Source organism: Photobacterium japonica (assembly GCF_050337005.1).
Lineage (GTDB): Bacteria > Pseudomonadota > Gammaproteobacteria > Enterobacterales > Vibrionaceae > Photobacterium > Photobacterium japonica.
The window spans coordinates 1-15,922 of the sequence record NZ_JAKJSN010000043.1 but is presented as its reverse complement, the minus strand read 5'-3'; the positions used below and the strand labels follow the sequence as shown (position 1 = coordinate 15,922).

The following is a 15,922-nucleotide window of genomic DNA, read 5'->3' as shown; positions in this document are numbered from 1 at the left end:
CGATGAAGAATATCGTTGTACTGATCTCAGGCAGTGGCTCTAACCTTCAAGCGATCATGGATGCCTGTGAATCAGGCATCATCGCTGAGGCGAAAGTGGCCGCCGTGCTATCCAATAAAGCCGATGCCTATGGCTTGACCCGTGCCCACGCGGCTGGCATTGCTACCGAGCACCTTGCAGCCAACGACTACGCTGACCGTGAGGCTTTTGATCGGGCATTAGCTGAGCACATTGACCGTTACCAACCGGATTTGGTGATCCTTGCGGGTTACATGCGGATTCTGAGTGGCGAGTTTGTGCGTCACTACAACGGGAAGATGATCAACATTCACCCTTCCCTGCTGCCGAAATACACCGGACTCAACACCCACCAACGGGCGATCGATGCCGGTGATAGCGAGCATGGCACCAGCGTGCATTTCGTGACGGAAGAGTTGGATGGCGGCCCTGTCATTTTGCAGGCCAAAGTACCCATTTTTGCCGATGACAACGCGGACGACGTCATGGCTCGGGTGCAAGAGCAAGAGCACCGTATTTACCCGCTGGTCGCACATTGGTGCTTACAGCAACGGGCAGTCATGCAAGGTAATCATGCCTATTTTGATGGCGCATGCTTGCCGGTATCGGGCTATGCCAGTGATGACGAGTAAATCACACGTCATCTTGGTTTAGACGTAAGAGTTTAGGCTTAAAAAAACGCGACCTCATGGTCGCGTTTTTCATTTTTATCTTACACCTGATATATGATACCGAATACCTTATACCAATCGGCGTATCACTCACCCACGGGCAGCACGCGGTGATACATCGGCTCGCCCAACAGGAAGGCCGTAAACTCACCGGGTTGCATCTTATGCCACTGCTCATCGTTGGTCAGAGGCTGCGTCGCAATCACCGTCACCACGTCATTGGGCGTGGTTTCCTGTTGGAAATCAATCATCACGTCTTCATCAATCAAAGACGCTTTACCAAACGGCGCACGACGTGTGATCCAATGCAGGTTGTTGGTGCAATAGGTAAGTACATACTCACCATTGCTCAGCAACATGTTATAGACCCCTAGCGCACGCAGGATGTCACAACTTTCAGCCATGAACTGATACACGGCCGTCCAATCCGTTGGAACCGCAGGAAAGGCGGTATCAAGTCGGTTCAACAACCAGCAGAACGCCTTTTCACTGTCCGTATCCCCAACAGGCGTAAAACGGCCGGTATCAAGCTCTTCATACCCGGTTAACTGACCATTGTGGGCAAAGGTCCAGTATTGCCCCCACAACTCACGCGTAAAGGGATGGGTATTTTCCAAGCTCACACCGCCCCGGTTGGCTTGACGAATATGGCTGACGACCGCGCAACTTTTTATCGGGTAACGTTGTACCAACTCGGCAATCCGTGACTGACAGCTTGGGTTAGGATCTTTAAATGTTCGGAAACCTTTTCCTTCATAAAACGTGATCCCCCAACCATCACGGTGCGGGCCAGTATTGCCCCCACGCTGCATTAAGCCCGTAAAGCTAAAACAGATATCGGTTGGCACATTGGCACTCATGCCAAGTAATTCACACATAGTCCTTTATGCCCTTTCTTGATGACGAACCACTGACATGCAGGGTTATGCCGCCATTTCTTTTTCAACCAACATGATCAAGATATGGATGATCTTGATATGCACTTCCTGAATACGATCAGCATAGCCAAAGTGTGGCACGCGAATTTCAACATCCGCCAACCCCGCCATTTGGCCACCGTCTTTGCCGGTCAACGCAATCACGCTCATGCCTTTGGCTTTTGCTGCTTCAATGGCTTTTAGGATATTGCCCGAATTGCCCGACGTCGACAGGCCAAACAACACATCGCCTTTTGCGCCAACCGCTTCGAGATAACGCGAGAACACATACTCATAACCGAAGTCGTTACTGACACATGACAAGTGGCTCGGATCAGAAATCGCAATCCCAGGATAACCTGGACGGTTTTCACGATAACGCCCCGTCAGCTCTTCGGCAAAATGCATCGCATCACAATGCGATCCACCATTACCACAAGACAACACTTTGCCGCCTTGTTTGAACGCGTCAGCCAACAACTTGGCCGCCGCTTCAATATCCGCAATATTTTTATCATCACTTAAAAAGTGGTTCAGTACATCTGCTGCTTCAGTCAATTCTGCACGGATCAAATCTTGGTACATAAGCTACGCTCTAATTATTTTGAATAAAAAACGGAGGCCAAGGCCTCCGCTGATTTACGCCTTATAAGGCAGTGTACAAAGAAATGCTTAAAGGTGTCGACTCTTAAGACGGAACATTGTGCGACGTTGACGCTAAACGCTCACGTAATGACGCGACTGATTCGACCAACGCCACATTGTCTATTGCCAATACACCCGCTGTGGTCAATTTTGCCGCTACATGCGGTGCCACACCCAGCAGGTACACCGGATAATCACGGACGCGATCCAACGCATTCTCAAACGCATGAATCGCCGTAATGTCGACCGTGGTCACATCGGTAAAGTCCATCACCACCGCGCGAGCGTCTAGCGCAATGCGATCAATCACTGACAAGGCTTTCTCACTCGCAGCAAAGAACAAAGGACCGTTGATGTCATACACCACCACATCGTCACCCAAATTCAGGTGTGGGTGATTACCTTCAACACGATTCACAGAAGTCAGTGACGCAATACGCTGGATAAACAGCAAACCTGCCAGCAATAGGCCGACAACCACGGCCACCACCATGTCAAACACCACGGTTAAAGTGAAACAAGTCAACAATACCGCCACATCACGGCGTGGGGCTACTTTGATGGTGTGAACGAAATGCGGGGCTTCCGACATGTTCCACGCCACCATAATCAGCAAGCCAGCCAAGGCACTCATCGGCACGTAAGACAGCATGGGTGCCAGGGCAATCATCGCCGCTAAGACAAACAACGCATGCACAATCGCCGAAATCGGTGAAAACGCACCAGCACGGATATTGGTCGCCGTACGCGCAATCGCCGCTGTCGCAGGAATACCGCCAAAGAACGGGACCACCATGTTGGCCAAGCCTTGGCCGACAAGTTCAGCGTTAGGGTTATGCTTCGTTCCCGTCATCCCATCGGCGACCACTGCACACAACAGTGATTCAATGCAACCCAGCATCGCAATGGTGAACGCCGCTGGTAGCAATTCAATCACCAATGACCATGAGAAGCCGTCATGCTGCCAAGGCAACATAAATTGCGGCAGTACCTGTGGGATCCCCTGACCAATCAAGTCACCGATTTGGTAATGGAATTTTTCACCCAGCAAGCTGACATGTGCGCCACCCAAATGATTCAGCACCAGTGCCACCAAGGTGCCCACCACTAACGCGACCACGTGTGCAGGCACTTTGGTTTTCAGTTTTGCCCAACCAATAAAGACAGCAATCGTAATGATCCCCACCAAGGTATCAGACAAGTTAATGCTCGGCATTGCCGTCGCGTAAGCCACAACTTTTTCAGGAAAATGGATAGGGTTTGTCGCAACGGTTAAACCCAATAAGTCTTTAAGTTGTAGAAACGCAATGGTCAAGCCAATACCCGCCGTAAAACCGGTTGTGACTGGGTACGGCACGTAAGCCACCAGCTGCCCCAAGCGTAACACGCCCATCAGCAACAAAATCACACCCGACATCAAGGTCGCCAGCATCAAACCGGTCAAGCCATACTGTTGGGTAATTGGCAGCAAAATAACCACAAAGGCCGCCGTTGGCCCGGTAATGTTAAATCGCGAACCACCAAGCAGGGCCGCCAGCAAACCCGCAACAATCACGGTATACAAACCGTGCTGTGGAGGCACGCCGACCGCAATCGCCAACGCCATCCCTAATGGAATAGCCACCACGCCCACCGTAATACCGGCGATCACATCAGCACGTAAAGTAGATAACGTGATCCCTTCCCGCCATGCCTGTTTTAATGCATTAAATATCAACACGGATAACCCCTTGCTTATTGAACGGAAACGCCAAATCCCAAACATAGAACCGTTCGGATTATTGAAGTAAAAAAATGAAGAGCTGTCATCCCGAGATGGGGATCCGGCGGGCATGTGTCAGTCGGAGGTCGGGAAAGGCAACATGGGTTATCGTTGGCATTGCGCCACCATAACACCAGTATTTGCTCACGATAATGCGTGTTTCACTGTCTATAAAGACAGCAATTCGTGAACAATGTCACACTATGTTAATAGGGTGAGAATTTTTCGCAAGTCGTTTTTCGGCTCTCGCTGATCTCGATCAAACCGCTTGTTTCCTGCGCTTCGGCCAGACATCTTTCCGTAACCATGCCCTTTCACAATAGAAATTTATTTCACACTTTGTTAAACAATCCATTACACTCATTACAAGTGGTTAGACCTCTTACCTTATCAATCTTATCTTCGAGCCAAAGAAGGAGGTGAAACATGGTAACACTTGTATACCTGTTAGGATTATTCAGTGTCATTGGCGTACTGGCCTACCATCGCGTGAACCTACGCACCTTTACGGTCGTCGTCGCTGTCACATTGACTCTCGGCACCTTGTTGGATGTCATCGGTCAATACAGTTGGCTGCTGTTTCTCGTGATCGCCTTGCCGCTCAATCTCCCCTCCGTGCGCAAGACGTTGCTCAGTCGCCCCGCACTGACTGCCTTTAAAAACCAAATGCCAGAAATGTCACGGACAGAAAAAGAAGCCATCCATGCGGGCACCGTGTGGTGGGAAGCCGACCTTTTCCGTGGTGCTCCGGACTGGGACAAACTGCACGACACACCCGCCCCCCAACTCAGTGCCGAAGAAAAAGCCTTCCTCGAAGGCCCAGTAGAGGCCATTTGTCGTCAAGTGAACGACTTTCACGTGACCCACGAACGGGCCGATCTGCCCCCTGAAGTGTGGCAATACCTCAAAGATCACAAATTCTTCGCCATGATCATCGACAAACAATACGGTGGCTTGGCCTTTTCCGCCTACGCCCAATCGCTGGTGCTGCAAAAGTTGAGTGGCGTGTCCGGCGTACTATCATCCACCGTCGGCGTTCCGAACTCCCTCGGTCCGGCAGAACTGCTGCAACATTACGGAACGGAAGCCCAGAAAGCGCATTACCTGCCTCGCCTTGCAGAAGGCAAAGAAATCCCTTGCTTTGCCCTCACCAGCCCTGAAGCCGGATCCGATGCTGGCGCAATCCCTGATTTCGGCCTCGTCAAAATGGGCAACTGGCAGGGAGAAAATGTGCTGGGCATGGAGCTCACATGGAACAAACGCTACATCACCTTAGCGCCCGTCGCCACCGTACTGGGATTAGCTTTCAAGTTATACGATCCTGACCACCTACTCGGTAGTAATGAGGAATTAGGGATCACCTGTGCCCTGATCCCCACTGACTTAGCGGGCGTACACATCGGCCGTCGTCATTTTCCGCTCAATGTCCCGTTTCAAAATGGGCCCACGCAGGGAAGCAAGGTCTTCGTTCCGATTGACTTCATCATTGGCGGACAAGAAAAAGCCGGTCAAGGCTGGCAAATGCTGGTTGAATGTTTATCGGTCGGGCGCGGGATCACTCTGCCAGCAAACACCACGGGCGGACTCAAAACCGCCGCATTAGCCACCGGAGCCTACGCGCGGATCCGCCGCCAATTCAAACTGCCGATCGGTAAAATGGAAGGCATTGAAGAGCCATTAGCGCGATTAGCGGGTAATGCCTATGTGATGGATGCGGCCAGCACCCTGACTGCCGCAGGGATCGACTGCGGTGAAAAACCCTCCGTGATTTCCGCTATCGTCAAATACCACTGCACCCACCGGGGCCAACGCAGCGTGATCGATGCGATGGACATTGTCGGCGGCAAAGGAATTTGTTTGGGGCCCAATAACTTTTTGGCCCGTGGCTACCAAGGCGCCCCTATTGCCGTGACGGTCGAAGGCGCCAATATTCTTACTCGCTCCATGATCATCTTTGGCCAAGGCGCGATCCGCTGTCACCCGTATGTGTTAACCGAAATGGAAGCCGCCTACGATAACGACCCCGACAAGTCGCTTGCCACTTTTGATAACGCCTTGTTTGGTCACCTCGGGTTTGTGTTCAGTAACCTCGTGCGCTCACTGTGGCTCGGCCTGACCGATGGACGCGGTTCATCAGCACCATACAGCGATGCCACCACCCGCTACTATCAGCAACTCAACCGCGACAGTGCCAATCTTGCCTTACTGGCGGATATTTCCATGGCGTTGCTGGGTGGCTCACTCAAACGCAAAGAGCGCCTGTCTGCCCGCTTGGGGGATGTACTGAGCCAACTGTATTTGGCGTCAGCCACATTGAAACGCTTCAGTGACGAAGGCCGTCAGCCCAATGATCTCCCTCTCGTTCACTGGGGTGTACAAGATGCGCTGTATCAATCTCAAGAGGCACTGGATGCCTTCTTACGTAATTTCCCACACCGCTGGGTCGCCATCGTGCTTCGTCCACTCCTCTTGCCTTTTGGATTGCGTCGCTATCGCCCCGCCGATACCTTGGATCATCAAGTCGCCCGTTTAGTGCAAACCCCTTGTGACACACGCTGTCGTCTGGGGCGCCACCAATACCTGACACCCGATGAAAGCAGTCCGGTTGGCATGATCGAAGCCGCACTCAAAGACATTCTGGCCGCCGAGCCCCTTTATGATCGCGTCTGTCAGGCGGCAGGTAAAAAAATGCCATTCATGCAGCTCGATAGGGTCGCCGACTGTGGATTGGCCCTGAATGTGATCAATGAGGAAGAAGCCACGCTGCTACGCCGGGCTGAAGTGGGTCGACTGCGCACCATTAATGTCGATGATTTTGACCCTGATGCCCTCGCGGCTCATGCGCGACCTCGCGCTAATAAAGACATCGCCGCATGATAATCCCCATAAACACACAATACATACGCAATAAATACGCAATAAATACGCAATAAAAAAGGGGAAAGCCTCGGCTTTCCCCTTCTTCTGATATTTAGGTTGTTTACTGACACGGGCGATGCTCTATCAGATTAACAAGCCAAAACAGCGATTACTGCTCAGGCACTTCTAACCCTGAACTGTCCAGCATGCGTTTTACGCGTCGCTTACGCCACAGCACCACGCCACCGATCACCAGCACAATCACCGCAAGGTTCAGCGCCATAATGATCTTGACCGCTTTGGAGCGTGCGGCGGCCTGTTCGACTTCAAGGCGGGCAATCTCCGCTAATCGGGCTTTCTCTGCTTGCTGCTCGCGGAAGTACGCCAAGTTACGATCCAGCTGTAACTCTGCCATCACTGCAAAATGGCTTTCCGGTAAACGAAAAATCAATTCACGATCACTGAAGTTGTCGGTGGCATACAACCACCCTGACCATGTATAACGCCCCGGCAATTCACCATTGGGTAACCAGACTTTTAAACTGCCTTCATCCGGTAACGACGCCTGTTGGCTGATCGTGACGGATCCGTCAGCACTCACTTGTGTGATATGCGCTGCGAGTGAGCCCGGCTTAATCGCGCCATCTTCTGCCGTCACCACCACCTGATGACGTTCATTGTTGCCGCGACCTTGAATGAAGTTCGCATGCAGAGGAGGCGGATATACCAACAGCACTTGCTCTTGAGTGCGCAGGAAAATCCCATTTCCCGAGCTGATCCTAACCCGGTATTTACCCGGAGGTAAATCAACCTGCATCGCCACCGTGAACACGCCATCTCCCGGAAATTCATCAAACTGACGCCCGTCATCAACGAACTCACCTTGTGAAATGGGCACCGGTAAGGCTTCTTTCGGCAGCGTCTCTACGTTCTCAACGTATTCGTAAAACACCACCGACAATTTCACTCTATCAAGGAAATCACGCAGGGTGAGCGGTTGGCCATCGTGTGACAAACGCGCGGTAAATTTGATGGTTTCCGATTGGTAAACGCGATCAGGCAGATCATCGACAGACAAGGTCAAATCCGACAGCACCACAATTTTATTGGTGGGCGTGATACTCCCGATCGCCTGCCACGGCCCCGGCATCGGGTTTTCGATCGAAATAATATCGATCCCCGGCTCTTCATACCACGCGACATGCTCAGGATGACGCCACGCGTAATATTTATGACCGTCAGGGCGCACGATAACCACTGCATTGCTTTGACTATCGCGCTTCACCACAAAGGAGACTTGCTTCACTGTGGGATCAACCCGAAAACGGTTATCGAGCCACGAGGTTTCGCTCAAGCTGCTGGCCCACGACCATAACGGCAGCAACATGACCAACCACCATAATCGCTTCATCGTTCTCCTACAGACGCCAGAGGACGTCATCCTTCTTACCAACCAAATCCAATCGCGCATCATGCGCTTGTATTTCATCGGCAGAAGCACGGATAACCTTTAGTGCTTTTCTTCCTGTCGCCAAACGACGGATCGCATTTTCAGCGCCGCTTTCCCCTTCATTGTTGCCCGCATTCAGTGCCAATGATGTCTGGCCACCGGTCATCATCAGATAAACGTCGGCCAAGATCTCGGCATCGAGCAAAGCGCCGTGCAGGGTACGGTGGGAGTTATCTATGCCATAACGGGAACACAAGATGTCCAAGTTATTTCGTTTACCCGGAAACAGGCGCTTGGCCATTTCCAAGGTATCGGTCACCTTGCAGAAGTCTTCCGTCTTCCCAATACCGGCATTGATCTTGGTGAACTCGTAGTCCATGAAGCCGATATCGAAGGGCGCGTTGTGCGCAACCAGTTCGGCCCCTTGAATAAAGTCCATGAATTCTTGGTGGATCTCACGGTAAGTTGGCTTATCCCGTAAGAACTCATCGGTAATACCGTGTACTTCAATCGCTTCAGGATCGATGGTGCGATCCGGCTTGATGTACACATGGAAACTGTTGCCCGTCAGTTTACGATTGATGATTTCAACCGCACCGATTTCAACAATACCATGGCCCTCATAATGGGGGCCGGTCATGTTCATACCGGTTGTTTCTGTATCGAATACGATTATGCGTTCATTAGTGGCTTTCATAGTAGCGATTGTGTCAGACTAAAGGTTTCAACTAAGGCGAATACTACCCTATATGACCAAGCAGGTAGAGATTTTCACAGACGGATCGTGCCTCGGAAATCCGGGGCCAGGTGGCTATGGTACCGTGTTACGGTATAAACAGCATGAAAAAGAATTGAATGAGGGTTTTTTCATGACCACCAATAACCGCATGGAACTATTGGCCGCCATTGTTGGCCTGGCTAGCCTGAAAGAATCATGCCATGTGGATCTCACCACCGATAGCCAGTATGTCCGCCAAGGGATCACCCAGTGGATCCATAATTGGAAAAAACGCGGCTGGCAAACCGCCGATAAAAAGCCGGTAAAAAATGCCGACCTGTGGCAACGATTAGACACGGAAACCCAACGCCATCACGTCAATTGGCATTGGGTGAAAGGCCATGCTGGCCACCCTGAAAATGAGCGTTGTGATGTATTAGCGCGTACGGCAGCCGAAGCCCCGACGCAAGAAGATACGGGTTACAACGCCAGTTAATTAATCACGCGTTACCGCTGCCGCTACTTAACACTCACGTTTATCGCTGGCGTTCGTGCGGCAGTTCACCCCCAACGGCGTTAATTGACGACGCAATTTCCACGTCGGTTTAATCGGTCTTAACGGTATCGTGCGTTTACGCGCCACGATCAAATACATGCTACCAATGCCCGCGCAACTGTCCGACAGCATCCCTTCAGCCCAGGCTGAACAAGCCTGATGTTTTGTCGCCGGCACAATGGCGAAATTCTCGTGAAACACCACTTCATAGTTGAGCACCCCCAACCAATCTTTGATCCGCATCGGCATAAACATACGGCCAAGCCACGGGTAGCGTTTCCGATTCCAAGGCAAGCAACCACGTAAGCCCAATAAACTGATGGGGTTTGATCCACTGATCAACAAATAACCGTCATCCACCGTCACCCTATCTAACTCACGCAATAAACGATGAGGATCCGAGCAGTAGTCCAATTGATGGGCAATCACACAAGCATCAAACGATTTTTCGATAAACGGCAGCGCAAAAGGATCAGCGACCACATTATGCAGAGGGTTGAACTTATCAATGCAAATCTGGTGTTGAATGTTACAATGTCCGCTGGCTAACTCACAACTTAAACCACCCAGCTTCAGCATGTGGTATCCAAAAAGCTTCGGCCACCACTCATCAAGCTGCGCCTGCAGTAATTCTGCTGCCCATTCGCCATTTGTCACTTGTGACCAGGTGTAAGGGGGATCAATTTGTTTTAATATGCGGGCTGGCTTCATAGCAATTCCAAATAAAATCAATGCTCAACAATATAAAGCTGGAGAACAAACTATGCTGACTGTCCAAAGCATACCCGCATTTGATGACAATTACATCTGGCTGATTCACACTCCAGATAACCGCTGTGTGGTCGTCGATCCTGGCGAGGCCGCCCCTGTCATCAAGGTACTTGAAACACAGCAGCTTCAGCTTGAGGCTATTTTGATCACCCACCATCACCACGACCACATTGGCGGGATCAGTGAACTGAAACGCCGCTACCCGAACATCAATATTGTCGCCCCCGGCGCCGAGCCCATCCCAGGGGTTTCACAGTCGGTAGAAGATGGCGATCAGGTCGAAATTTTTGATGAACGCTTTATGGTCATTGGCGTACCAGGCCACACCGCAGGGCATGTTGCCTACGTCGGTGATGAGAAACTCTTTTGTGGTGACACTCTTTTCTCTGCCGGTTGTGGTCGCCTGTTTGAAGGCACCGCCGCACAAATGTATCACTCTCTACAGAAGCTCGCGGCTCTGCCGGATGAAACCCAAGTCTATTGCGCTCATGAATATACCAGCAGCAATTTGGCCTTTGCGTTAGTCGCAGAACAGGATAATCCCCACCTGCAACGCTACCGTGAAGAAGTCAGCCGCCTGCGCGCACAAGGGATCAGCACCATTCCTAGCACGTTGAAACAAGAAAAATTGATCAATCCTTTCTTGCGCTGTGATCAGCCAAGTATCAAAAAGTCCGTTACAAACAGAGCGGTAGATGAGAGTGATGTAGAGACCTTCGCTGCCCTACGTCGCTGGAAAGACGAATTTTGACCTAGGTCACTTGTAACCAAGGTAGTTGGGCAAGTATTATCTCCCACTATTTTGGCTATGGGCTAGACACATGAAATCTCGATTTTTTTTAGCGAGTGCGCTATTACTGGCTGGTTGCCAAATTAACAATACAACAAAAACAGTAGACACACCGACAAACACGCCGCCGAAAGAAGTCCCTGCGGCACCGGCTACCCCTGCTGTTACGCCCATTGTGGTTGCCCCGCAACCACAACCACCGGTTGTTGCTCCCGTCATACTGCCTACGCCACAAGAACAAGAAAACCTTTGGCTGCGGATCAGTATGCAACTAACGGCTGACGTGCCTGACAATAAATCTGTCAATTATTACCGAAACTGGTATCTGCGCCACCCTGGTCACCTACAGACGGTCGCTAACCGTGCACAGCCTTTCCTGTTTCTGATCACCGAAGAAATTGAAAAGCGCAATATGCCCTTAGAGCTCGCCCTGCTACCGGTGGTCGAAAGCTCTTTTGATCAGTTTGCGTATTCACATGGCCGCGCCGCGGGGTTGTGGCAAATCACCCCGCCGACCGGACGTTCCTTTGGTTTGCAACAAGACTGGTGGTATGACGGTCGTCGTGATGTGGTGGAATCCACCCGTGCAGCCTTAGATCTGCTGGAGTACCTCAACCGTAAATTCGACGGTAACTGGTTACACGCGCTCGCCGCCTACAATACCGGTGAAGGCCGTGTCTTCCGTGCAATTCGCAAAAATAAAGCCGCAGGTAAACCGACTGATTTTTGGCATTTAGATTTGCCAAAAGAAACCAGCGGCTATGTACCGAAACTGCTGGCCGTAGCTGATGTGATCAAGAACCAGCAAAAATACGGTATTGAGATCCCTGAAATTGCTAACAAACCGGCGGTACAACTTGTCAAACCTGGCACACAGATGGACTTGGCAATGGCGGCACAATTTGCCGGTATTTCACTGGATAAAATGCAAAGTCTGAACCCGGGTTACAACCATTGGGCAACCGCTCCGGATGGTCCAAGCCACCTGCTTTTACCGATCAACCGCGTTGAACCTTTCAATACGGCATTCGCCGACAATGGCCGCCGTGGGATGAAAGTGATCCGTTATAAAGTCCAATCCGGTGATAGCCTCAGCGTGCTGGCACATAAATACAAAACCACCACGAAACAAATTCAGCGTGCTAATAACATGAGCAACGCGAACATTCGCGTGGGTCGCCATATTTTGATCCCTGTCGCGATGAAAGAGGGCGATACCATTGCGATGCGCCTTGAAAGCAAAACACAACGTAGCCATGGCAGCGGTTACCGCACCGATTACATCGTGAAAGGCGGCGACAGCTTGTGGAGCATCGCGCGCAACCAAAAAGTGGCTATCGATGCACTGGCGAAATGGAATGGGCTCAGCAAAAAATCGACCTTGCGCGTCGGTCAAAAGCTCACGCTATGGAAAGATTCAGCCAGCGGTGGTGTGATCCGTACGGTCTACTACAAGGTGCGTTCGGGGGATAACCTGAGCTCCATTGCCCAGCGTTACAAAGTGAAAGTGTCTGACTTGGTGAAATGGAACCAGATCAGCGGCAAAAAATACCTGAAACCAGGCCAGCAACTGAAGCTGTATGTGGATGTCACGAAGGTGAGTGTATGACACCGTCCCGCAACCCCGTTATCGCCCTACTCGACACCTTTCGTTCACCGGTGGACTGCTTTGCTGCCGTTCATCAGCGTCCCAAATGGGCTTTTTTACCCTATTTACTGGTGATCGTCGGGCCGTTCTTTTTCTGGGGAACGTACTTTAATCATGTTGATTTGGCGTGGTTACAGCAAAGTTTACTGGCACAACTGCCGGTAGTGGATGAGCAGATCCAAGCTGATTGGCTCACTAAAGAAGTGCTGTTAGCTGGGGAGGTGTTCAGTGATATTACAGGTCGTACCGCCTGTATTTTCATGCTGGCACTATGGCTGAACCTCTCAACGAAGAGCAGCAGCTACCCACATGGCTACGGTAAATGGCTGGCGGCAGCTTGCTTTATTATGCTGCCTGCAGTGATCGGGGATATCGCAAGCTATCTCAATGCGCTGTTTAACACCAGTCCGATCCTCCCGAATGCGGCGGATTTGAATAGCCTGAATGGGTTACTCAAGCTGCCGTTAAACAGCCCATGGTCAGCCTTTACGACGTCTATTCCATTACTTACGCCATGGTATATCGCCCTGAGCTACGCCGTAGTGGGCGCATGGACAGACTACGATCGTGCGAAATGCATTATCGTCGCCAGCTTACCCTGGGTAATGACCATCGTATTATGGCCAATCCTGATCATTGCAGCGTAAATTGCGCAATGATCGGATTATGATCAGAGGCATCCGTGGCGGGTGCCTCTGCTTTCACTAAATCCAATTGACGGTAATACAGGTGATCCAGCGGCTTACCAAACACTTTGATCCGTTGATCGTGTGCCAACTGCACATCCACCAAACCTAAACTCTCAGCAAACTGCGTCACCACATCCAAACGCCCCTGTCGCCACGTATTGAAGTCTCCCGCCAAAATAATCGGCCCGATGTGCTTATCCAGCACCTTTTTCAGCTTGTTAAACTGCGCTTTATACTCATCTAAACCGACCGAAAAATTAACGCCGTGCAGATTCACCACGGCCAATGTCTGCCCATTGGAGAGATTAAACTCCGACAGCAACGCCGATTTAGGTAAGCGAAGCCAAGGTTCTACCGCCAAATACGCACAGGTACTTTTGGCATTCACACTCGATAAGTTCATCACCCCTGCAGGCGTATTAAGGAAACGAAATGCATTAGCCATGCGCACTTTCCAGTGTGCAGTATCTAAGTAATTTTTTAGCGGTACATTCAAGCTCGCTTCTTGTAATAACACTAAGCGGCTATCTTGCGTGACTTTTTCCAGCTCACTACGCCAGTTGTCTTTTTGCTGTTTATAGATGTTCCACACAGATACCGTTAAATCACCATGGTCATCCAACGGTTGCGCCATTTCACTGTGAATACAGGTGTAAGAAAACGTCGGAGCCAACACATTGGCGCTCACTTCTGGCACTTCTGAAACATCAAACGACCAATTTAATGCACTGATCCCTAATGCGCCAGCAATGGCACCTATGCCAGCCGCTACTTTGGTATAACGCGCCATGCTTTACCTATATTCAATAATCAACAACGAGGGAAATAAACGGAGAGATAACACCAAGACACAATTAATAGTGTTGGCCGTTATCGTAATACGCAAAGGGGGTTAACGGGGTGAAGATCACCGCGACATCTAACTGAGGCTCATGCAGTGCCTGTCGCACAGCGGCGGTGATCAGCTGCGCGACCTCATCTTGCACCGCTTGGCCACGATCAAACCACAACACTTCCACAAACGGGTAAGCTTCTGATACATCACCATCAAAGATAAAGGTAGTGGTAATATGTTCTAGCGTAAAATCCTCACGCGGACACGCCATCAGTGGCAGCAAATCATCCACTAACTGAGTTGATAAGACTTTTAGATGATCAAATTCTACGGCTCGAAAACGAAGATGCGGCATGGTTTAGCCCCTTTTTTCTAACGCGGAAAGGCCACACCTTACCATTTAACACGCCTTTTCTGCAGTCCATTTTGTCATTTCTCCGTTAATTCACCACTCATTATCCTGCAAAATCATGCGCTCAAGGTGCTTTTTGTAAGAGTAAATTCATGATTTAGCACGACCTTTAGATGTGTGCCATCGCGTCTGCGATTCAATCTCACACGTTACTGCACACTAAGATCGCATTATTAGATAGAGAAAGAGAGGGAGAGAGCCGAATGCCCGACACGCGCTGATCGTCGGTATGGCGGAATCCRCGGCTCTGCCATTTGGCGAGACACTCGACAAAACGYCTAAACGTGAAAAAGCCCCAGCATTTCTGCTGAGGCTTTAAAGGTGGCAGGGGTGGACTGGGCTGGCATTCCAGAGATTCGACCGGGCTGGCGTTCCAGCACCCAACACGTGCTGATGTTCGGTRTGGCGGAATCCRCGGCTCTGCCAATTTCTGAAATATTCACCACAAAACACCAAACGTGAAAAAGCCCCAGCATTTCTGCTGAGGCTTTAAAGGTGGCAAGGGTGGACTGGGCTGGCATTCCAGAGATTCGACCGGGCTGGCGTTCCAGCACCCAACACGTGCTGATGTTCGGTGTGGCGGAATCCGCGGCTCTGCCAATTTCTGAAATATTCACCACCACAAAACACCAAACGTAAAAAAGCCCCAGCATTTCTGCTGAGGCTTTAAAGGTGGCAGGGGTGGAGAGATTCGAACTCCCAACACGCGGATTTGGAATCCGCTGCTCTGCCAATTGGAGCTACACCCCTGTAGTTGTTTTAAAGACTTAACTTTGTCTGAATAAAGTGGCGGAGCGGACGGGACTCGAACCCGCGACCCCCGGCGTGACAGGCCGGTATTCTAACCAACTGAACTACCGCTCCACACGGAGATAAARCTTTCKYTTTATCCGACACCTGTCGTTCAGAACAAGTATCTTAAGTTTGAAGCCTGGCGATGTCCTACTCTCACATGGGGAGACCCCACACTACCATCGGCGCTGTTACGTTTCACTACTGAGTTCGGCATGGGATCAGGTGGGTCCATAACGCTATGGTCGCCAAGCAAATTCGGTTTATTTACCGCCTCAYGGCCGTAAATAGCAATCTGGAAAAGTTAACTAGTTTTGTTCTCAATACACGATTCAAGTGTTTGTGGAGTCCGTCGTCTCTTGCGAGATAAAACCCCTTGGGTGTTGTAT

Annotated in this window: 14 protein-coding genes, 2 tRNA genes and 1 rRNA gene; 6 read left to right on the top strand and 11 right to left on the bottom strand. The window is 50.8% G+C overall.

The window, feature by feature from the left end:
- The first annotated feature begins 2 nt into the window (after positions 1-2).
- The gene (gene purN / locus L4C36_RS16440; protein WP_428478890.1) at positions 3-650 is read left to right on the top strand and encodes a phosphoribosylglycinamide formyltransferase; all 648 of its coding nucleotides are present in this window, start codon (positions 3-5) and stop codon (positions 648-650) included.
- Between the two features lie 125 nt (positions 651-775).
- Here the strand turns inward: purN and L4C36_RS16435 are convergent, their stop codons facing one another.
- The 3 genes from L4C36_RS16435 to dauA form a co-directional block, all read right to left on the bottom strand.
- Entirely contained in the window at positions 776-1,567 is a 792-nt protein-coding gene (locus tag L4C36_RS16435) for a class II glutamine amidotransferase (protein WP_428478889.1), read from the bottom strand.
- 45 nt (positions 1,568-1,612) lie between these two features.
- Positions 1,613-2,191 carry a D-sedoheptulose 7-phosphate isomerase gene (lpcA, locus tag L4C36_RS16430; protein WP_428478888.1) on the bottom strand — a complete coding sequence of 193 codons (579 nt, stop codon included), beginning with the start codon at positions 2,189-2,191 and terminating at the stop codon, positions 1,613-1,615.
- A gap of 103 nt (positions 2,192-2,294) precedes the next feature.
- Positions 2,295-3,971 carry a C4-dicarboxylic acid transporter DauA gene (gene dauA / locus L4C36_RS16425; RefSeq protein ID WP_428478887.1) on the bottom strand — a complete coding sequence of 559 codons (1,677 nt, stop codon included), beginning with the start codon at positions 3,969-3,971 and terminating at the stop codon, positions 2,295-2,297.
- Positions 3,972-4,439: 468 nt separating this feature from the next.
- Between dauA and fadE the strand changes: the two genes are divergently transcribed.
- Positions 4,440-6,890: an acyl-CoA dehydrogenase FadE gene (gene fadE / locus L4C36_RS16420; protein ID WP_428478886.1), complete on the top strand. Its 2,451-nt coding sequence runs from the start codon at positions 4,440-4,442 to the stop codon at positions 6,888-6,890.
- A gap of 151 nt (positions 6,891-7,041) precedes the next feature.
- On the opposite strand, the gene L4C36_RS16415 is transcribed toward fadE, so the two are convergent.
- Both L4C36_RS16415 and dnaQ read right to left on the bottom strand, forming a co-directional pair.
- The gene (locus L4C36_RS16415) at positions 7,042-8,283 is read right to left on the bottom strand and encodes a TIGR03503 family protein (protein ID WP_428478885.1); all 1,242 of its coding nucleotides are present in this window, start codon (positions 8,281-8,283) and stop codon (positions 7,042-7,044) included.
- A gap of 7 nt (positions 8,284-8,290) precedes the next feature.
- Positions 8,291-9,019 (bottom strand): DNA polymerase III subunit epsilon, encoded by a 729-nt coding sequence (gene dnaQ, locus L4C36_RS16410; protein ID WP_428478884.1) that lies wholly within the window; start codon positions 9,017-9,019, stop codon positions 8,291-8,293.
- 52 nt (positions 9,020-9,071) lie between these two features.
- Here dnaQ and rnhA point away from each other — a divergent pair, with 52 nt between their 5' ends.
- The gene (rnhA, locus tag L4C36_RS16405) at positions 9,072-9,536 is read left to right on the top strand and encodes a ribonuclease HI (RefSeq protein WP_428478883.1); all 465 of its coding nucleotides are present in this window, start codon (positions 9,072-9,074) and stop codon (positions 9,534-9,536) included.
- A 27-nt stretch (positions 9,537-9,563) separates the two neighbouring features.
- Here the strand turns inward: rnhA and L4C36_RS16400 are convergent, their stop codons facing one another.
- Positions 9,564-10,307, bottom strand: coding sequence for a class I SAM-dependent methyltransferase (locus L4C36_RS16400; RefSeq protein WP_428478882.1), 744 nt, complete (start codon positions 10,305-10,307; stop codon positions 9,564-9,566).
- A gap of 52 nt (positions 10,308-10,359) precedes the next feature.
- Here L4C36_RS16400 and gloB point away from each other — a divergent pair, with 52 nt between their 5' ends.
- From gloB to L4C36_RS16385, 3 genes are all read left to right on the top strand, one after another.
- Complete coding sequence (gloB, locus tag L4C36_RS16395) at positions 10,360-11,118, top strand: hydroxyacylglutathione hydrolase (protein WP_428478881.1); 759 nt, start codon at positions 10,360-10,362, stop codon at positions 11,116-11,118.
- Between the two features lie 70 nt (positions 11,119-11,188).
- Positions 11,189-12,766, top strand: coding sequence for a lytic transglycosylase (locus tag L4C36_RS16390; protein ID WP_428478880.1), 1,578 nt, complete (start codon positions 11,189-11,191; stop codon positions 12,764-12,766).
- Complete coding sequence (locus tag L4C36_RS16385) at positions 12,763-13,452, top strand: YIP1 family protein (RefSeq protein ID WP_428478879.1); 690 nt, start codon at positions 12,763-12,765, stop codon at positions 13,450-13,452. Before L4C36_RS16390 ends, L4C36_RS16385 begins: the two co-directional genes overlap by 4 nt.
- On the opposite strand, the gene L4C36_RS16380 is transcribed toward L4C36_RS16385, so the two are convergent.
- From L4C36_RS16380 to rrf, 5 genes are all read right to left on the bottom strand, one after another.
- Positions 13,439-14,284 (bottom strand): endonuclease/exonuclease/phosphatase family protein, encoded by an 846-nt coding sequence (locus L4C36_RS16380; RefSeq protein WP_428478878.1) that lies wholly within the window; start codon positions 14,282-14,284, stop codon positions 13,439-13,441. The genes L4C36_RS16385 and L4C36_RS16380 overlap by 14 nt on opposite strands.
- Before the next feature lie 64 nt (positions 14,285-14,348).
- A complete protein-coding gene (locus tag L4C36_RS16375) occupies positions 14,349-14,684 on the bottom strand; it encodes a DUF1904 domain-containing protein (RefSeq protein ID WP_428478877.1) in 336 nt (111 codons plus the stop codon).
- Between the two features lie 730 nt (positions 14,685-15,414).
- Positions 15,415-15,491, bottom strand: a tRNA-Trp gene (locus L4C36_RS16370).
- Positions 15,492-15,528: 37 nt separating this feature from the next.
- Positions 15,529-15,605, bottom strand: a tRNA-Asp gene (locus tag L4C36_RS16365).
- A 65-nt stretch (positions 15,606-15,670) separates the two neighbouring features.
- Positions 15,671-15,786 (bottom strand): 5S ribosomal RNA (gene rrf, locus L4C36_RS16360).
- Between the last annotated feature and the right edge of the window lie 136 nt (positions 15,787-15,922).